Source organism: Armatimonadota bacterium (assembly GCA_018268395.1).
GTDB lineage: Bacteria > Armatimonadota > Fimbriimonadia > Fimbriimonadales > Fimbriimonadaceae > JAEURO01.
The window spans coordinates 1-18999 of the sequence record JAFDWQ010000008.1; the positions used below are offsets into that span (position 1 = coordinate 1).

Here is an 18999-nt window from a genome sequence, read left to right on the forward strand (position 1 = left end):
CTTATTTCAAACTGACCCACTACCTGATAGTCCATCTGCAATCGATTGCAAGAGCTGCGATCCGGGTCGCCTGTCCGCATCTGCTACGAGGCTCAAGAGTTCGCTGTCCTTAAACCCCGATTGCAGGAGCTTGCCGAGCCATGTCTCGACTCCCTTGTAGGATCGTGAGCGTGCACTGGCATACACCAAGTACATGTAGTGATTTCGGTTCCACTCGCTTCTCTCTATACCGGTTTCTATGTATCTAAGGAGCTCTTTGTACCGCTCAAGTCCAAAGAGAGCTTCCATTCGAAGTCCACGAAAGTGCATCGCGTTCTCGGCATACTTTGACTCGTAACGGCCGATGATACGGAGCACGGACCTGTATCTTCCATGTTGACATTGTGTTTTGAGCCGGTTCCAATCAGCGAGCCACTGGGGCTGGTCTTCCTTCATGATGGGCGGGTGTGCCCCTTAGAGGCGGGTGCCCCGACCAGCGGTGACCTCGCGGTGGGTGGCCCGGCCGAAAGGGGATGGCTCGCCTGCCCCGTCGCCTCTGGTCGGGGTGCCGTTTGCGACCCGGTTCCGAAGGGACTTGCCTTCGTCGCGCGGCCGGCGCTGACGTGTCTCACGGCCATGGACGTGGTTCTACCTGGCTTTCCGCAGCGGCCGTCATTTTCGGACGTATTCCTTGCGGAACCAGGACAAAGCCGCACGAACCCTCGGCCTTGTCCTGACCACCCTAGCGAGTGGCCACACTTGGTCATACCAGCCGCCGGGAGTCCGGGGAGTCAGATCGGAACTGCTTTGCTAGGCCCGAGGGCGGTTGCGCATCAAATCACCGAGGCTGCGACGAAGCTCTCCGACGTCTTCTTTGCTGCCGCCCTTCTGGGCGACGGACAACATCATCTTGGTGAAGTACACGTTTGTCTCCCACTGCTCTATCGGCGATGGTTCCTCGGGATCAAGCAATGATCGCTCCTCTTGGAGGCGCGCCCTTGCGGTCTTGAGGTCGTCTTGGGCGAGTGCGATGGCCGCGAGTTGACGCAACAGTGGTTTGATCCTGCTGGCCTCGCCCGAAGCGCGGGCGTCTTCCAAGGCCAGGAGACAGTGCGGCTCCAACGCGGCCTTGTCGGCGTCGGTCTCGGCGTTCATCATGGCGGGCATGAGGGCCCTGCCCGCTTCTTCCGCGTCGCCACTTCGACGGTAGAGCTCGAAAGCCTGGACGGCGTGGAGCATCTTGTCGCGCGACTCTCCGGGCGCGATCGAAAGGCTGAAATGGCAGCCCGCTTGACCACGAAAGTCGCCAAGTCCTTCGTAAAGCGACAGCGCTTCCCTCGAGAGCCGTTGCGACATGGCTTTGTCGGTGAGCCCCGAGCTGCGCGCCAGAGCGGCGGTCACGTCAGCTATGAGCTTCATGTCTCCCAGCCCTTCGGCGATCTCCCGCGCCTTAGCAAGACGCTCCTGGGTTAAAAGTGGATCCATCGGCGATACGGCGCGAATCAGAGCACGCACCTCACCTTTCTGGTCACCGATCCGTCGGAAGACATCGATGGCCTCGAGCGCGAGTTCCAACGAACGTTCGAAGGGGGCCGTACACGTATCCGATCGGACCCATTTGACTAGGAATGACAGCGCGAGCAACGCATCGCCTTCCGCGGCGGCATCGCCCGCCTCCCGGGCTCTCTCGCGTGCGCCAAGCGCTGCTTGCAGCCCCTCTTCGGTCCGCGGATAGTCGGCCACGGGCCCGAGTGTACGTCGGAGGGTGAAAGGACGATTGGGTGGTTCGGATGGGGAGGTCCCTCCGCTCCCTGTGGTCGGTCGGGATGACGTGGACAGCGGTCAGGGGTCCGATCAGCGGTCACGTCATCCCGAGCGAAGTCGAGGGACCTCCGGGAATCGAAGCGGGTTCGGGTGGTTCGGACGGCTCCGGCAGGTCGCCGGCCCGGCCAGGTACCTTGCAGGCGTGGCGGACGGGGCGCGGACGGTTTCGGCGATCTTGAACGTCCGTTCCCGGCGCGGGGCCGAGTGGGCCAAAACCGCCAAGGCCGCGCTGGAGCAGCACGGCGTCACCGTCCATGACTGGAACGTCTTCCGCAAGACCGACAAGATGGTCGCCCGCGCGCGCGAGCTCGTCGCGGCCCAGACCCCGATCGTGCTCGTCGGCGGCGGAGACGGCACGCTCGGGGCGGTCGCCAACGTCTTCGCCTCGACCAGCACCGTGATGGCGGTCCTTCCTGCGGGGACGGGCAACGCCTTCGCGAAAGACCTCGGGATCAAGGCGGACCTGGAAGAGGCGGCGAAGACGGTCGCGACAGGGCGCGAGGCCCACGTCGACATCGGACAGGTCAACGGCCGTCCGTTCGTCAACGTCGTCACGGTCGGGCTCACGACGCAGATCGCGGAGGGTCTCGACCCGCTCGCCAAGAAACTGCTCGGCAAGGGCGCGTACGCGTTGGCGGTGCTGCGGGCCTTGCGCGACGTGCGGCCGTTCCAGGTGACGGTCGATGCGGACGGCAAGCGCGTCCACATGACGACGATGCAGGTCGTCGTCGGGACGGGGCGGTTCCACGGCGGGCCGTTCGTGCTGTCGCCGGACGCCAGCCTCGTGAGCGGCGAGCTGACGGGCTACGCGGTGCGGGCGAGCAAGAAGTCGGAGCTGCTGCGTTACGCGCTCCTCGTGACGAAGGGGCTGCACGTGGCGTTGCCGGAGGTCGAGTCGTTCGACGCGGAGAAGATCCGGATCGAGACGACGCCGCCGATGTCGGTGACGGTCGACGGCGAGACGTGCCTGAAGACGCCGGTGGACTGCGCCGTCCTCCCTCGCGCGTTGCGCGTGCTCGTTCCCGAGGACCAAGAGCTTTCGCCTGTCGATTGAACAGCCGTCAGCCTGCAGGCTTCCGCTGGACCCGCGGCTTCATCGCGTCGATGAAGACCACGCCGTCGAACCCGTCCGGCCACACCGTTTCAAGGGTGAAGGGGTTCTGCCTGTCGATGACGGCGGGCAGGGGCTTGCGGAGGGCGTGCTTCGGGGGGAGGCCCTTGAGGTCCACGAACGAGAGCGCGTGCCCTTGGCGGTGCAAAGCGGCTTCAAGGGTGCCGTCCTTCGCGGTTTCGAACGTGATCTCGGGATTGCCGAGCCACGACCAGCTTCCCTGGTAGGCCAGGAACCCGATCACGTACGTCCGGTCTTTGCGGTCTCGAGCGAAGAGGCGTCCCATCGAGTCCAGATCGCCCGGTCGCGGCGAGCGGCCGACGCCGGAACCGACGCCGGGAAGACCGCGGAAAACGTGGGCGTTGTGCGCCCAGACGACGACCTTCTTCCCTTTCAGGGGGTTGTCGAGCAACCAAGCTAAGTTGGCCGCGTTCTGGGCCTCTCTGAGGTTGTACGGTCCGGAGATCCCCGTTCCCTTTTCGGCCGCTTCGCTGTTCAGCCGGAGCATTTCGGCCGCCCGCTCCGTGCTCTTCAAGACCTGCGCCCGGAACGGCGCCCGATCGCCCCACGCCTTGTCCAATGTCTTCTTTTCTCGTTCGTAGGCGCGGAGGAACCTGGGGGCGGTCGCGTTGACGGCGGCGACGGCGTCGGCCATCGCCTTTTGGGGGTCGGCCGCTTGGCCCGCGCTTCGCGCCGCCTCGAAAGCGTCTTGGACCGCCTTTCGGTCTTCGGCGGTGAGAGCGGGCGAGCCGTCGAACCATCCGAGGATGTCGGGGAACATCGAGTAGCCGGCCGTGCCCGAGTTCTGGAGGTCGAAACCGGCCATTCGGAGCGGCCGTTCGGACTTGCGCGTCTGGCGGGCGTACTCGAAGACGGGGAACGACTGGACGGCCGTCGACCAGTGTCCGAAGACGCCCGACCGTGCGACGTCATCGAGCGGTTTCTTGCCACCGAGCTCGGCGTCCATTTCGGCGCAGTCGTAGAGTCCTGACTCCCAGATCAGAGCATCGAAACCCATCTCGTCGTGGAAGAACTTGACCAGTTCCGTTTTGACTTCGAACGAGGTGCCGTCGCCGTGGGTCAGTTCGCCGAGGAAGACCACGCGCGCCCCTCCGACCGCATTGCGGAGGATCGACTTGTCGCCGGGCGAAAGTCGCGTCGAGGACGCAAGCCCGTGGACGGCTTTGTCCAGATCCAGGTCTCTCCCCGGCGCGGCGAGCACGTACGAAACGGCTATGACCGTGGCCACCATATCTTCCGGTACATCTTCGAAACGGACGGGAATTCCCACTTCCTCGTGTACACTGGTTCACTGTGAAGAGGTTCGTGTTCTCCTTCATCGCGGCGGTCGCGGTCTTCAGCTTCGCGGGCGCCCAACAGGCCAGCGGCAAAGACGTCCTGAAACAGGTCAACGACTATCGCTCCGGGTTGATCAAGGAGGCGCGGGACGCGAAGAAGACCGTCGACTTCCAGGAGCTGACGGACAAGACGAAGGCCAAGATCGCGCAATTGACCGCGGGGATCGATTTCACGAAGGTCGAAGCATCGGAATGCCTCGATTGGGCGCGTGTCATGCAAATGGCGGGCGACAACAAGTCCGTTTGCGACTTGGCGAAGAGGTATTTGGAGACCGGCCCGAACGACACGGACCGTTTTCAGGCGATGTACCTCATGGCTTCCGCCTGCAACGCGCAAGGCGAGGCCGACATGTTGGCCGTGACATTGAACGATATCCCTGTCCCGACCTTCAACGAATCGAACCAGATCGGCATGATGACCACGAACGTGTTCGTCGACACGATTTATGACAAGAAGGGCTTAGCTCCGGCGCTGGCCACCTTGGACGCCGTCGAAAGGAAGCTGACGTTCGAAGACCCGAAGGCGTATTCGCAGCGCATGCTGCCGATACGGAAGCGGAACCAGTCGGCCCCGAACGCCAAGCCGAAAACCGACGAGGAACTGACCGCCGAGTTGGAAGCCGCCTGCAAGAACAGCAACGAGTCGACCCGGTTCTCGTTCGCGAACAAACGCGCCGACCTGTACTCCACGGCCGGTAAGCGCGATGCGGCCATCGAAGTCCTCGAGACGGCCATCGCGAAGATCGACAAAGCTTCGCCCAACTTCCGCCGGGCCAACGCGGCCTTGACGATGATCCGGTTGACAGGTGCGACCGCTCCTGCGATCGTCAGCGAGCGTTCGCACGGCGCTTACGAAGGGCTCGAAAGCCTGAAGGGCAAGGTCGTGATCGTGGACTTTTTCGCCCACTGGTGCGGCCCGTGCATCGCGGCCTTTCCTGAGATGGAGAAGATGTACGCCGAATTGAAGGACAAGGGCCTGGAGATCGTCGGCGTGACGACGTACTACGGCTACTACAAGGGCGAAGGCATGCCGGACCGCAATCTCCCGAAGGACGTCGAGTTCGGAAAGATGAAGGACTTCATGACCGAGCACAAGATCCCGTGGTCCGTCGTTTATGGCGAACGCACGAACTTGGACGCCTACGGCGTGACCGGGATTCCGACCGCGGTCTTGATCGGCCGGGACGGCAAGGTCCGTGAACTCCATGTCGGGTACAGCCCCGAGAGCTTCAAGAAATTCAGGCAAGAAGTCGAGAAAATCCTGAGCGAAAGGTAGACTCGCCTTTTGCACTGAAAACTCTTGCTGTACGCCCCGGCCCGCTGTGCCCGGGGCTCTTCTTTTTTCAGGTCATCGTTTTTGGGACCGAGAGGTCACCGTTGCGGCATCCGGGGCAGTTCGTCCACCGTCCTTCAGCCCGAGCTTCCACCCTTTACGGCTCACCGTCCCCCTCGTTATCGGTGCGATCGCGGCCGACCGTACGGAGACCGGTCGGGCGAAGAGAAAGGCCCAACGTTTTGCCGGCACCGAACGATCCCCGCCGGACGTTCCGTCTTGACGGTTGTCCCCGTCGATCGATGACGGGCCTACGGAACTGAGGTCGGGCGAACGCCCTGCCAAGACCGTAGGAGCGTGCGCCTGGAGTGTGACGCGAGGTCGCGGCGGGCCCTCTCCCTCGCCACATGCGTCCTCCGTTGCCTCCGGGCCCACGTCTCTCCTACTCGACACCCATCGCGGCCAACACTTTGGCCGACCACTTCGGCAGACCGCTCTTCCCTTTCTCGACCGCTTCGTTGTAGGTCTTCAAGAGCAGCCGGGGATCGCGATAACAACCGACCAGTCGGGTCCGTCCGAAGGCCTTCTCGATCGTGACGGCTTGGACGTAACCGACCGAGTACCACGCGCCCATGTCCCCATAAAACTCCCGCGCCTTCTTCGTCGCCTCGTCGCTTTGGACCGCTCCGCTCGCGACGTCGCAGAAGAAGTCCTCGAGTCGCCGCATGTCCTGGGCCTGCTCACGAAGGCCCTTTCGGAACGATTCGGCTTCTGGCCCGAACGTCGACATCGGGTCGGCGTCTGGCCCTCCGGCTGCGGCAAGGACGGCGAAGCCTTCCCCGAACGCTCCCATCCAGGTCCAGGCGGTCTTGACCGCAGCCGGCTTTTTGGCCACCCAATCGGAGAAGTCTTGGGACGGACAACTCGTGCCGTAGCCGATGTGATGGAGCTCATGGGCGATCGTGACTTCCGTGTTCTCTCTGGATTTCGAGGGGTCAAGGTAGAGCATGATCGCCGGATTTTTGGCCACGTCCCACACGAAGCTGTTGGACGACGGCTTGATCAACGGAATGACGGACGCCTCGATCTTCGCGCCTTCGGGAAGATAGTCGAGGGCCCGCCGCTCGAGGCCCTCAAAGTCCATCGCCTTCAGCCTGTCCAAGGCTGCCTGATACTCTGCCGCTTGTGACTTCAAGGCAGGCGTGTCCAGATACTTGCGGAAGGCGAGGTCTTCGAACAGCCGGCCCATGCCGAGTTCCCGCTCTTTGAGTCGGCGGTATCCCTCCGTCGAAGCGATCCGTCGCCAATCCTCGTCGGTCGGGGACTCCTTTTTCCAGTAGTCCAAGACGGCCGAAACTTCATCGTCCACCCACGTCACGTTTGCGGGGAGGCGTGTGCCGACGATGGCAAGAGCGAGGAGCGAAATCATGGGTCTTGATACGACGTTCGGAGGGTTCGCGCGCGTCCGACTTTCTCTCGGATCGCGTCCGAGCGGCGCTGCAGGTTCTGTACGGTCAGAATGGGAAGACTCGCGGCACGGGGCTGGGGCGGCCGGTTGTCGGAAGCTCCAGGACGACCGTACCAAAAAGCGACCGAAGAGTAACCCAGCAGGTTCCAGGGCTGCCGGATGTCGGTGCCGAACGACGACTCCATGTCGAACCTCAATCGGTCGTCGAACGGGACGGCGTCGAGCGCCCTGGACCGGGTGCAGACGTTCACTCCCATCGTGTGTCCGTCCAGGCCGCCGACTCTGACGTTCGCCAGGAACGGTCGCGAGAACTCGTCCCGCCGATCGGGCAAAACGCCGCCCGCCCAACCGTAATAGTCTTCGGTCCCCGTGCCGAAGTGGCTCGGAAAGCCCCGCTTCCAGTCGTCGTCGACATAGAACTTTTCGTCCCCCTCACCCCACCACGTGTCGCGTTGAGGGTTCACGACCGTCCAGGAGTCTCCCACGTACACGCCCTTGCCAAGAACGTCGACAAAGTTCCAGTCTTGGAATACGGATCCCACGGCGACGTCGTCAGGCCGCCAAGACGCGTGGAAGTGCATCGACCGGGAATCCCATCGCCACGACGCCGTCGTTGCGGCCAAAGAGGCCCGGACCTTCGTGTCTCCCAAGTTCAGCAACGTCAAGGTGGCGTCCTTCCGGTACGGCATCGGCCATGTGCAGAAGAACGTGCCGTCGCCGACGGACCGGCGTTGCATCGTCGAGAACGGGTGAAGGCCGTCGGCATTGCTGAAGAAGTCTCCGACCGGACACCAGACCGAACGCTCTCCGTCGAACGTGGCGACGAGGACGACGTTGCGGAGCGACTGTGGCCGGCCCACGGACTCCGGGAGATCGATCCTGATGCCCGTGACAGCCCTGGGACCGCCGGGTAATCGGACAGAGTAGGAACCCTGGGCCTGTAAGTCGTGAAGGTCCTTGTCAGCCAGGACACGGGGAGGCGCCGTCCAGCGTCGGCCCACGGTCGCGGCAAGCGACAGGGCCTTGTCACCATCGGACTTCTGGAACGTCCGGACCGCCGTTCCGCGCTCGTAGGCGCGGTAGTCGATGCGGTAGTAGAAGGGCTTGGCCGTCATCGTGACGCGGCACGACTTGGCGAACGGGACAGGAAGATAGGAGTCGCCCGCCCTGGCCGTGGGAAAGGCAAAGGGCTCCGGCACGCTCCCCTCGCCGCGAACGAACCGGATCAGCGGCTCGTCGATGACGGGCCGGTCCGAACCGTCGAGATAGACGCGGACGTTCGGGCCGGTCCTATCTTCAAGACTGTAATAGAAGTACGGCGTCCAAACAGCGGTCAGGCACCCGGGACCGTCGTGCTCCATGACCGTCCACTCGGTCCGGCCCGCTCTTTCGACCGTTCTCAGAAAGCCCGTACCGTCTCCGTCGGCAAACCACCCTGGCCGGTCGCGATGGACCGATTCCCGGTTCCTGCTCGAAGCCTGAAGCGCCCGGTACGCCGGCACGGGCAGACGCGCGTGGGCCGTGAGGTCGGTCGCCTCTTTGATCAGGCTCTCAAAGTCGACGACGGACCCGCTTCCCGCGGTCACGACGGCAAGGGCCCATGGGGTCATGTCCCGATTGTGACCGACGACCGCGGGCCGGCTAACGGCGACCCGAGGGGTAATCTGCCCACATGGATCCCGAAGCGTCGATCGTGATCGTTTCCGGTCCACCGGCCTCAGGAAAGACGAGCGTCTCCTTGGCGTTGGCCGCCTTGTTCCCCCGGAGCCTCCGCATCCCTGTCGACGATCTCCGCGAGTGGGTCGTCAGCGGAATCTCGCAGCCGGTCCCCGAGTGGACCGAGGAGACGGAGCGGCAGTTCGCGCTCGCCGAGGACGCGGCCGCCGACGTCGCCGTCCGTTATCTGGGCGGCGGCTTTACGGTCGTGCTCGATCATTGCCGTCGACCGGAGAACATCGACGCGTGGGCGGCCCGTTCCTTCGGAGGACGGCACGTCCACAAGGTCGCCCTCCTTCCCCACCTGAGCACGTGCTTGAAGCGCAACCGGTCGCGTTCGGACAAGTCCTTCGACCCTGACGTTTTGGAGCCCGTGATCCGGACCGTGCGCGACGCATACGACCAAGCGGACCTGAGAGACTGGTTGGTCCATCCTAACTTGGGGACCGTCGAGTCGACCGCGCTCGAACTCTTCCAGGCGCTCTGCGACGCCTGACGATCGGATCATTACGAACGGAAAAGGCCAGAACCCAAACAACTTCCAAACCTCGCCGGCCGATCATAGCATCAAGCAAAGCGGTCCCCACGCTCTGCCCAATGGATGAAAGAGATGAAACGGACGACGTTAGCGATCGTGTGCGCTCTGGCGATCGGAACCATAGTGCAGGCGCAACAGGGATTCGGCCAGGCCGGACCTCCGCAGGGTCAACGCGGCGGGTTCCAGCAACGCGGCCCGAGAATGATGATGGGCGGCCCGAACATCTTGATGATGCCGGACGTCCAGGCCGAACTTAAACTGACGGCCGATCAAAAGCAGAAGCTCGCCGACTTGTTCCCGGCCCGTCAGGGCGGCGGACAGTTCGGCGGTCCTCCGCAGGGCGGCCCAGGTGGCCCGCCGCAGGGCGGTGGCCAGTTCGGCGGTCCTCCGCAGGGCGGACCAGGTGGCCCGCCGCAGGGCGGCGGACAGTTCGGCGGCCCTCCGCAGGGCGGTCCGGGCGGACCGCCGCAGGGCGGCGGACAGTTCGGCGGTCCACCCCAGGGCGGACCGGGCGGACCCGACCCGATGGACGCCAAGGTCAAAGAGATCTTGAACGCCGACCAGTACGCGCGCTACAAAGAGCTTCAGCTCCAATGGCGCGGAGCAGGCGCCATCAGCCAGCCTGACGTGGCGGACAAGCTCGGCTTGACCGACGACCAGCGAGAGCAGGTCCGAGCGGCGATGGACGCTGCGCGGCCGCAACCGCCGCAGGGCGGGCAAGGCGGCCCTCCGGACTTCGAGGCGATGCAGAAGCAGATGGCCGAGGCGAAAGCCAGGTCTGAGAAGCAGATCCTCGCCGTCCTGACGGTCGACCAACGGGCCAAGTGGCAGCAGATGCTCGGCAGACCGTTCAAGTTCGCCCAGCCGAACACGGGCGGACCCGGATTCGGCCAACGCGGACGCGGCGGCCGAGGCGGCGGCGGGCAAGACTGACGCCGACGACCCTCTCATAATGGAACCGTGAAGATCTTGGTCATCGAAGACGATCTGGTGATCGCTTCCCAGATCTCACGGTTCCTCGAAAAAGAGAAGTTCCAAGTGAACGTGGCGAGGAGCGGCCTCCAAGGCGAGGAGGCCGCCCTCGCTTCCGAGTTCTCGCTGATCGTCCTGGACATCATGCTCCCCGAGCGCGACGGCTGGACGGTGTGTGAAAACCTGCGACGCGCCAAGGTCACGACGCCGATCCTCATGTTGACCGCACGGGATTCGGTCGAAGACCGGATCCGGGGACTGGAGGGCGGCGCCGACGACTATCTGCCGAAGCCTTTCGACATCCGGGAACTCAAAGCGCGGATCGACGCGTTGCTCCGTCGCGACAAGGTGCATCGGACCGGCACGGTCACGGTGGGAGACTTGACGATCGATACCCACGCCCACACGGTCTCAAGGGCCGGGCGCGAGATCAAACTCACGCCGCGGGAGTTTTCGCTCCTCGAGGCGCTCGCCCGCAACGAGGGTCGGACGCTCACGCGGGACGTCATCCTCGAGCGGGTCTGGGACGATGAGGAGAGCCTCCTGAACAGCGTCAACTTCCATGTCGCGTCCCTAAGGAAGAAAGTCGATGCGGACTTCCCGGTCAAGTTGATCCATACGGTCCATGGGATCGGATACGTCTTGAAGGCGGGCGGCGCTTGAAGTCCTTCCGTGGTCAGGTGACGGCCTGGATCGCGGCCGTCGTCGCGCTTTCTCTGACGGCGCTCGGCGGAACGATGACGGCCGTGAACCTCAGTCGGATGCGCAGCGACCTCGACCGGGGGCTCAGGGACCGGGCAGAAGCGTTCAGCCGCGGCCCAAGGGGCCCGAGATTCGGCATCGGGGGTCCGGGCGGGCCACCGATGTTGAGCGACGGGCAACCTGGCCCAGGCCCGGCGCTTCGGCAACAAGGCCCGTTCCCCGGGGACGACTCCGACCTGATCGCCGCCATCCGCCGCCCGAGAGTCCTCGAAAACCCTACGGAGGGACCACCGCCTCAGGGTGCCGACTTCTTCGACCCGCCGGCGATCGACGCGGCCCGACAAGGACGGGCGGGCTATTCGGACCGCCTCTACCGCAAGACACCTGTCCGGGTCTTCACCATGCCGTTCCTGGGACAGGACGGAGTCCGGCGCATCGTCCAGACGGCTCAGGAAACGACGTTCATCGAGGACGCTGCGACCGTGCAAGTCCGCACGATGGTGACCGTCATCCCTCTGGCGGTCGTGGCCGCCCTCGGCGTGGCGTACTTTCTTACGGGCCGGGTCGTCCGCCCGATCGCGGACATGGAGGCGACGGTGGGCGCCATCGCCGAGGGCGAACTTTCGGCCCGTTTACCGACCCAAGGCCTGGACGAGTTCGCACGGCTCGGCGGCCGGTTCAACACGATGGCCGAGCGGGTCGAATCGTCGGTCAATGGGTTACAGGCTTCGCTCGAACAGCAGAAGCGCTTTACCGCTGACGCGTCGCACGAGCTTCGGACGCCCCTCACGCGGCTTCAACTCGCGACGAGCGCCGGTCTCGACGCCCCGCCAGAGGAAGCCCGCGATGCCCTTAAGGTGGCTGACGAAGCCGCTCGGGACATGTCCCGCCTCGTCCGACAGCTCCTTGAACTGGCCCAAGCCGATGCGGGAACGTTGGCTCGGCCGACGGGCACCGTTGACCTCCGCGTCATCGCAAGCGACGCGGTCGCGAAACTCCCTCCGGGCGGCCCTGAAGTCCTCGTGGACCTGGCCGAGAGGGCCGTCGGGGTCAACGGCGACGCCGACCGGCTCGAGCGGGCGGTCCTCAACCTCTTGGAGAACGCCCGTCGGCATACGCCTTCGGACGGGACGGTGACGGTGACGGTCAAGGTCGCTTCGGACGGACGGGCGCTCCTCTCCGTAGTGGACACGGGCGAGGGTATCGCGCCGGAACACTTGCCCCGTCTGACCGACCGTTTCTACCGCGTGGACGCGGCGAGGGACCGTGACGCGGGCGGATCCGGTCTGGGACTTGCGATCGTCCACGAGATCGTGAAAGCGCACGACGGCTTGCTCGCCATCGAGAGCGGACCGGGGCGCGGCACCACCGTGACCCTGTCCTTGCCGTTGCCGGCCCCCTAGACCGCCGGCTCTTCCGGCCGACCTTTGTAGACGAACATCACGTACGCCGCGAAGAGCGCCATGACCGCCCCGATGACGCCGACCCAGACGGGGCCGATCGTTTCGACGAGCAAGTACACGTTGAGGCCGCCGATCGCCGTGCAGACGCCATAGCCCAGCCACTTCACCCAAGGCTTGTTGACGAATTCGCCCATTCGGCGCTTGTCGCTCGTCACCATGACCAACGGGAAGATCGCGAACGGAAGTTGCATCGAGAGTACGACTTGCGATAGGACCAAGAGTTGGACCGTGTCCTTTCCGCCACTGAGCTGTATGAGAACGATGGCGGGCACGATGGCAAGAAGGCGCGTGATCATTCTCCGGAGCCAGGGCGCGATCCTGATCTTCAAGAAGCCCTCCATCACGATCTGGCCGGCGAGCGTGCCCGTGATCGTGGACGACTGGCCCGAGGCGAGCAAGGCGACGGCGAACACCGTGGCCGAAGCGCCTCCCAGCGCGGTCCTCAAGAGTTCGTGCCCTTGTTGCAGTTCTGTGACCCCGGTCCGCGAACCTGAAAAGACGGATGCCGCCAAGATCAAGATCGCCGCATTGACGAAGAACGCAAAACTGAGGGCCACGACGGTATCGATCGTGTTGAACTTGATCGCTTCGCGGAGGCCCTCCTTTCCTTCGCCGGTACGCCGCGTCTGGACGATGCTCGAGTGAAGGTAGAGGTTGTGCGGCATGACGGTCGCGCCCAGGATGCCGAGCGAGACGAGGAGCGCTTCCGTGTTCGGCATCGTCGGAACGAACGTCCCCTTCGCGACGAGTCCCCAGTCGGGCTTGGCCAACACGATCTCATAGGCGAAACAGGCGAAGACGGTCGCGACCAAGGTCAAGACGATCGCTTCGATCTTCCGGAAACCGAGCTTCATGAAGGCGAGGAGGAGAAGCACGTCGAAGCCGGTGATCAGGACGCCCCAAGCGAGGGGGATCTGGAACAAGAGGTTCAAGGCCACCGCCGAACCGACGACTTCGGCGAGGTCGCACGCCACGATCGCGATCTCGCACAAGAGCCAGAGCGCCATCGCCGCAGGCTTCTTGTAGTAGTCGCGGCAGGCCATCGCGAGGTCCTTCCCCGTCACCAACCCCATCCGGGCGCACAGGATCTGGAGGAACTGCGCCGCGATGTTCGAGACGAAGATCACCCACAAGAGCGCGTAACCGAACAGCGACCCGCCCTTCAGGTCGGTGCCCCAGTTCCCGGGGTCCATATAGCCGACGCTGACCAAGAACCCTGGCCCGGCGAACGCCAAGAACCTTCGGAGCCACGACCCGTTCTTCGGGACGGCGACGGACCGGAAGACCTCCGGCAACGACCGGAACCCGTTCCCTTTGTTCGCAGTGGACTCGAAACCCAGCATGTCGACCTTTGTTTGTAGCCTAGGCTAACTTCTGACCAGCATAGCACAACCCTGACGCGAAAGTGTAGCCATGGGTACAATTCTCGGCGGAACAGGCGCATGTCCGAAGCCCATCGATTCAACCGGACCCGGGACGCCCACCGCACGGAGCTCGCCGAGGACTATGTCGAAGCGATCCTCGAGTTGATCCAGGAGAAGGGCGAAGCCCGGCTGACCGACCTGTCCGAACGGTTCGGGGTCGCGCATCCGACGGTCTCCAAAACGTTGAAGAGGCTCGAAACGGCCGGCCTGGTCGCTTTGCGGCCGTACAAGAGCGCCAATCTGACGGACGCCGGAAGGACACTGGCCGAGGAGTGCAAAGCCAGGCACGCCAAGGTCGTGGCGTTCCTGCTCGCGCTCGGGGTCGACCGGGAGACGGCAGAGATCGACGCCGAAGGGATCGAGCACCACGTCAGTGACACGACCTTGACGGCGATGGTCGCCTTTACGGCGCGGACACCGAAACCGTGAACGCAAGCGGCCCTTCCTTCTGATAGACTGGAACGGTCGGTTTCAGAGGATCGATCATGCCTGCGTACAAATTCAAGGTCAACGGCAAAGACCAAGCCGTGGACGTCATGGCGGACACGCCGCTCCTGTGGGTGCTCCGCGACACGCTCGGACTGTGCGGGACGAAGTACGGTTGCGGCGTCGGCGATTGCGGCGCGTGCACGGTGCTCGTCGACGGCGAAGCGAAGAGGTCGTGCCAGATCACGGCCGAGGAGGCCGCAGGAAAGCAGGTCTTGACGATCGAATCGCTGCCGGCCGACGGCACCCACGCCCTCCAGAAGGCTTGGATCGAGGAAGACGTGCCGCAATGCGGCTATTGTCAGTCGGGCCAGATCATGGCCGCCTACGCCCTCCTCAAGGAAACGCCGTCTCCCTCGGACCATCAGATCGACGAGGCCATGGACCGGAACCTTTGCCGTTGCGGCACCTACCAGAGGATCAAGGCCGCGGTCAAGCGTGCCGCGAAATCGGGAGGCGTGGCGTGAGCGCCCTTTCCCGCCGGTCGTTCCTCAAGGTCGGCGTCGTCGCCGGAAGCGGACTCATCATCGGATGCGACTTCCCTGCTTTCGGCCTCGGGAACGGCAAGCTGAAAGGAGGGTCACTGACCGCCTTCGTCCAGATCGGACCGGACGGGCAGGTCACGATCACGGCTCCTCGACCGGACACGGGGCAAGGGACGCGGACGTCGTTGCCGATGCTCGTCGCGGAAGAACTGGGGGTCGACTGGAAGACGATCAAGGTCGTCCAAGCGCCCGGAGACGGAACGAAATACGGACGTCAGGGCGTCGGCGGCAGCGCGAGCATCAGGGGTTCCTACGAGCCGATGCGCCTCGCGGGCGCGACCGCGGCCCTCATGTTGCGGCAAGCGGCGGCCCAAAAGTGGGGCGTCGGGGTCGACACCGTCACGATCGACAACGGGCGCATCGTGAGCGGCAGTCAAAGCGCAGGCTTCGGAGAGTTCGCCGAGGCCGCGGCCAAACTCCCTGTCCCGGAGCGGTCCTCGGTCACGCTGAAGGATCCCAAGGACTTCCGGATCGTCGGAAAGCCGACTCGGCGCATCGACAACCTCGCCGTCGTCACGGGCAAGGCCGTTTTCGGGATCGACTCCAAGCCGAAGGGCTGCAAAGTCGCCATGCTCTCCAAACCGCGTGCCTACGGGTCCTCGCTCAAGTCGTTCGACGATAAGGAAGCGCGCGCGGTGCCCGGCGTCAAAGACGTGTTCGCCTTCGGAAACGGGGTGGCCGTGCTCGCGGACGACACTTGGTCGGCGATGAAGGGCCGCGAAGCTCTCAAGACGGAATGGACCGAGAGCCCCCATGCTGCCCTCGACTCGGCCGAGATCACCAAGCGGTTCCAAGCCGCGGTCGGCGCGTTCCCGGACATGCCGTCCGGATCGAAGGCGATCGAAGCGGTGTACGAGCTTCCCTACCTGTCCCATGCCCCGATGGAGCCGATGAACTGCACCGCCCACGTCCGCGACGACGGGTGCGAGATCTGGGCACCGACGCAAGTCCCGGACTCCGCGCGCGAACAGGTGGCGAGGCAACTCAAGATCCCGGCCGAGCAAGTCGTCCTCCATGTTCCGCTCGTGGGCGGAGGTTTCGGACGACGTCTCTTGACCGATTACATCGGCGAGGCCGTCAACCTGTCCAAAAAGGCGGGCGGGCCTGTCCAAGTGCTCTGGTCGCGGGACGACGACATCCGCAACGACAGCTTCCGTCCGGTCAGTTACCACGCCATGAAAGGCGCGGTCGGCGCCGACGGTCTGCCCGCCGCGTACTATCATCAGTGCCTCTTGCCGGGCAGGAGCCGGGGGTCGGAGGCGGCCTGGGGCAACGCCCGCCTGGCCTATGCCTTGCCGAACGCGGGGATGCAGAACGGCAGCATCGAGTCGCCCGTGCCGACCTTCGCCTGGCGCTCGGTCGAAAACACGTACCAGAACCTTGTCCAAGAGTGTTTCCTCGACGAACTGCTCGTCGCGGGCGGACAAGACCCCGTGGAGGGTCGGCTCAAACTCTTGCAGAACGAACGGCTGAAGACGGTCTTGAGCCGGGCGGCCGAACTCGCTGGATGGGGCAAGCCGTTGCCGAAGGGCCGTGGCCGTGGTGTCGCGTGCTTCGCGGGTTACGGCTCCTTCATCGCACAGATCGCGGAAGTCGAAATCCTGCCCGACAAGACGATCAAGGTGCGCCGCATGGAGTCGGTCGTCGACTGCGGCCTTGCCGTCAACCCGCTCGGCGTTCAGGCCCAGGTCCAAGGTGCGACGATGGACGGCATCGCGACGCTCCTCCGGTCGGCCGTCACGATCAAAGACGGCGGGGTCGAACAGAGCGGATGGGGGGACATGGGCTGGGCGGTCCATTCCGACGCTCCCGAGCACAACGTCCTCGTGACGGGCGCCACCGGACAGCCGGGAGGCATCGGCGAGGTCGGCTTCCCTGCTTCAGGGCCGGCGGTCTTGAACGCGATCGCGGCGGCCACGGGCCAGAGGTTACGGAGACTGCCGATCGGCACGCAGACCGCTTGATGGACCGTCGGACGTTCGACGCGGTCGACCAATGGTCGTCCGGCGGACACAGGCTGGCGACGGCGACCGTCGTCGAAACGTGGAAGTCGTCGCCCCGGAAAGCCGGAGCCGTCATGCTGGTCCGTGAAGACGGACACGTTTGGGGGTCGGTCAGCGGCGGCTGCGTCGAGACGTCCGTCGTTCAAGCGGCGCTGGGCTGTCTGGAAACGGGCCGACACGCCCTCCTGGAGTACGGACCGGCGAGCGCGGACGCCGTCTGGGACGTCGGCCTTTCGTGCGGAGGAGGAATCCGGGTCCTCGTGGCACCCTGTCCCGCACAGAGCTCCACACGGTCCGAGTGGGATGTGTGGGCCCAGGCCCGAGAATGGACGGCTTCCCGGACGCCTTACGTTTGGACGACCGACGTTTCTGGCCAGGAACCGGTTCATACCGTTCGGCTCCTTGACGGTTCGGAGTCCTCGTTGACCACACATTGGGACGAAGCCGTGCAGGTCTTCGTCGACGTCCGTCGCCCGGCCGAGCGTCTCATCATCGTCGGCGGGGCCCACATCGCGGTCCCGTTGGTCTCCTTCGCCCGGACCCTCGGTTTTGAAACCGTCGTCGTCGAACCAAGGGCCACGTTCGCCGTGTCCTCGCGGTTCGACGTGCCGCCCGACGCGATCGAAACGGACTGGCCGGACGTCGCCGTCGGAAACCTTCGGCCGGACGCTTCGACCTACGCCGTCGCCGTCACCCACGACCCTAAGATCGACGATCCGGCCCTGATCGCCTTGCTCCGCTCTGAAGCCGCCTACATCGGCGTTCTCGGTGGCCGGACGACGCACGCGGAACGGTTGGAGCGGCTCCGCTCGGCAGGTTTCGGAGACGTCGATCTGGCCCGTCTCAAAGGGCCTGTCGGTCTGCAGATCGGTGCCGAAACACCGGAAGAGATCGCCCTGAGCATCATGGCCGAAATCGTCCAGGTGCGGCGTGGCTGACGTGACGGCGGTCGTGCTGGCGGCCGGTCTGTCCAGCCGCCACGGGACGAACAAGCTCCTGTGCCTTCGGGACGGCGTTCCGCTCGTCAGGCTGACGGTCTCACGCGTCAGGAATGCGGTCGACGGCCGAGTCGTCGTGGTTCTCGGGCACGAGGCCGACCGCGTCCGGGACGCTTTAGGGCCGGAACCCGTCGTTGATGTGCTCAACAACGACTACGCGGTCGGAATGTCGACCTCGATCCGGGCAGGCGTCGAATCCGTCCGGCCGGAGAGTGCGGTGCTGATCGTTCTGGCCGACATGCCGTGGATCGAGGAAAAGACCGTCTCGATGATCGTTGCCGCCTATCGCGGCGCCGGTGACACGTCCGCGATCGTCGTCCCGTGCGCCGAAGGTCGGACCGGGAACCCTGTCCTGTTCGGACCGGCCCACCGCGATGCGTTGCTCGCACTGCAAGGCGACCGAGGGGCGAAGGCCGTCATAGAAGCAAGTGCTTCCCACGTGATCCGGGTGGCCGTCGGTCCTCAGGAACTGGAAGACGTCGACGGGCCGGCAGGCGTCACCGCCGATCGTTGAAGATGAAGGGGCGACCGCCTGCCTGAGCGAGCTTGTCGGCTTGTTCGGACGTCAGGACCACGTTCAAGTCGTCGATGAACTGCTTGTCCACGGCGTCAAGGACGTCCCTCACTCTTTTCGGGTCGAGCTTGGCCCGTTTGGACTGATCGAGCAAGGTCCGAAGGGCCATGTCCCGCTTCGTCTTCGCCCTCCGCACGTCGCCCTTTTGGGGATCCGTCAACTCGAGCGTCCATTGGACGTCGTCGCGCGAAAGAGCCCGAACGCCTTGTCTCTGCAAGAACAGCTCGCGCAACCGTACGGACTGGTCCGGACCGATCACGGACCAAGCCTTCTTTTCCCTCTCGGCGTCCTTCTTTTCTTGCTCGGCAGGATCGGTCAAAACGACCGGGTCCTGTTCAAAGGTGCCGCCGCGCTTCGGAGCCCGGATCCGATCGATGGCCTCCCACTTTTCGACCTGCGACTTCGTCATTTTGAGTTCGGCTTGCACGTCGCTCCGATGAAGGAGGCCCGCTACGCTGTCGTCCGTCAAAGGGGGCGTCGTCAAGAACGGGACGAACAAGGCGAACAAAGGAAGGCTCGACACGACCATGGGCTTAACCCCAGGGACGCCTCAGCCCTCGCAAGC

At 64.5% G+C, this 18999-nt stretch carries 18 protein-coding genes; 11 read left to right on the forward strand and 7 right to left on the reverse strand.

All coding sequences use genetic code 11. From position 1 onward, the window contains the following. Window positions 1-6: 6 nt before the first annotated feature. Window positions 7-435 carry a hypothetical protein gene (locus JST30_12570; protein ID MBS1715159.1) on the reverse strand — a complete coding sequence of 143 codons (429 nt, stop codon included), beginning with the start codon at window positions 433-435 and terminating at the stop codon, window positions 7-9. Window positions 436-789: 354 nt separating this feature from the next. Further along, window positions 790-1722, reverse strand: coding sequence for a hypothetical protein (locus JST30_12575; protein MBS1715160.1), 933 nt, complete (start codon window positions 1720-1722; stop codon window positions 790-792). 223 nt (window positions 1723-1945) lie between these two features. Between JST30_12575 and JST30_12580 the strand changes: the two genes are divergently transcribed. Further along, the gene (locus tag JST30_12580) at window positions 1946-2857 is read left to right on the forward strand and encodes a YegS/Rv2252/BmrU family lipid kinase (GenBank protein ID MBS1715161.1); all 912 of its coding nucleotides are present in this window, start codon (window positions 1946-1948) and stop codon (window positions 2855-2857) included. 7 nt (window positions 2858-2864) lie between these two features. On the opposite strand, the gene JST30_12585 is transcribed toward JST30_12580, so the two are convergent. Continuing rightward, a complete protein-coding gene (locus JST30_12585) occupies window positions 2865-4166 on the reverse strand; it encodes an erythromycin esterase family protein (GenBank protein ID MBS1715162.1) in 1302 nt (433 codons plus the stop codon). 62 nt (window positions 4167-4228) lie between these two features. Between JST30_12585 and JST30_12590 the strand changes: the two genes are divergently transcribed. After that, window positions 4229-5548, forward strand: a complete 1320-nt coding sequence (locus JST30_12590) for a TlpA family protein disulfide reductase (protein MBS1715163.1) — start codon at window positions 4229-4231, stop codon at window positions 5546-5548. A gap of 439 nt (window positions 5549-5987) precedes the next feature. Here the strand turns inward: JST30_12590 and JST30_12595 are convergent, their stop codons facing one another. Together JST30_12595 and JST30_12600 are read right to left on the reverse strand one after the other, a co-directional pair. Continuing rightward, window positions 5988-6974 carry a hypothetical protein gene (locus tag JST30_12595; GenBank protein ID MBS1715164.1) on the reverse strand — a complete coding sequence of 329 codons (987 nt, stop codon included), beginning with the start codon at window positions 6972-6974 and terminating at the stop codon, window positions 5988-5990. Next, entirely contained in the window at window positions 6971-8623 is a 1653-nt protein-coding gene (locus tag JST30_12600) for a DUF2961 domain-containing protein (protein MBS1715165.1), read from the reverse strand. The genes JST30_12595 and JST30_12600 overlap by 4 nt, the downstream gene beginning before the upstream one ends. Before the next feature lie 62 nt (window positions 8624-8685). On the opposite strand from JST30_12600, the gene JST30_12605 reads away from it, so the two are divergent. The 4 genes from JST30_12605 (at window position 8686) to JST30_12620 (ending at window position 12344) form a co-directional block, all read left to right on the forward strand. Beyond that, window positions 8686-9225, forward strand: coding sequence for an AAA family ATPase (locus tag JST30_12605; protein ID MBS1715166.1), 540 nt, complete (start codon window positions 8686-8688; stop codon window positions 9223-9225). A gap of 105 nt (window positions 9226-9330) precedes the next feature. Beyond that, a complete protein-coding gene (locus JST30_12610) occupies window positions 9331-10200 on the forward strand; it encodes a hypothetical protein (GenBank protein ID MBS1715167.1) in 870 nt (289 codons plus the stop codon). A 27-nt stretch (window positions 10201-10227) separates the two neighbouring features. Further along, window positions 10228-10902, forward strand: coding sequence for a response regulator transcription factor (locus tag JST30_12615; GenBank protein MBS1715168.1), 675 nt, complete (start codon window positions 10228-10230; stop codon window positions 10900-10902). Beyond that, window positions 10899-12344, forward strand: a complete 1446-nt coding sequence (locus tag JST30_12620) for a HAMP domain-containing histidine kinase (GenBank protein ID MBS1715169.1) — start codon at window positions 10899-10901, stop codon at window positions 12342-12344. Before JST30_12615 ends, JST30_12620 begins: the two co-directional genes overlap by 4 nt. Here the strand turns inward: JST30_12620 and JST30_12625 are convergent. Beyond that, entirely contained in the window at window positions 12341-13747 is a 1407-nt protein-coding gene (locus JST30_12625; GenBank protein ID MBS1715170.1) for an Nramp family divalent metal transporter, read from the reverse strand. The genes JST30_12620 and JST30_12625 overlap by 4 nt on opposite strands. Before the next feature lie 99 nt (window positions 13748-13846). Between JST30_12625 and mntR the strand changes: the two genes are divergently transcribed. From mntR to JST30_12650, 5 genes are read left to right on the forward strand one after another with little or no spacing between them, the layout of a single operon-like run. Continuing rightward, a complete protein-coding gene (gene mntR, locus JST30_12630) occupies window positions 13847-14257 on the forward strand; it encodes a manganese-binding transcriptional regulator MntR (protein MBS1715171.1) in 411 nt (136 codons plus the stop codon). A 56-nt stretch (window positions 14258-14313) separates the two neighbouring features. Next, window positions 14314-14781, forward strand: a complete 468-nt coding sequence (locus JST30_12635) for a (2Fe-2S)-binding protein (protein ID MBS1715172.1) — start codon at window positions 14314-14316, stop codon at window positions 14779-14781. Continuing rightward, window positions 14778-16823, forward strand: a complete 2046-nt coding sequence (locus JST30_12640) for a xanthine dehydrogenase family protein molybdopterin-binding subunit (protein ID MBS1715173.1) — start codon at window positions 14778-14780, stop codon at window positions 16821-16823. Before JST30_12635 ends, JST30_12640 begins: the two co-directional genes overlap by 4 nt. Further along, window positions 16823-17800, forward strand: coding sequence for an XdhC family protein (locus JST30_12645; protein MBS1715174.1), 978 nt, complete (start codon window positions 16823-16825; stop codon window positions 17798-17800). The genes JST30_12640 and JST30_12645 overlap by 1 nt, the downstream gene beginning before the upstream one ends. Continuing rightward, the gene (locus JST30_12650; GenBank protein ID MBS1715175.1) at window positions 17793-18374 is read left to right on the forward strand and encodes a nucleotidyltransferase family protein; all 582 of its coding nucleotides are present in this window, start codon (window positions 17793-17795) and stop codon (window positions 18372-18374) included. The genes JST30_12645 and JST30_12650 overlap by 8 nt, the downstream gene beginning before the upstream one ends. On the opposite strand, the gene JST30_12655 is transcribed toward JST30_12650, so the two are convergent. Then, a complete protein-coding gene (locus tag JST30_12655) occupies window positions 18358-18957 on the reverse strand; it encodes a hypothetical protein (protein ID MBS1715176.1) in 600 nt (199 codons plus the stop codon). The genes JST30_12650 and JST30_12655 overlap by 17 nt on opposite strands. Window positions 18958-18999 lie beyond the last annotated feature (42 nt).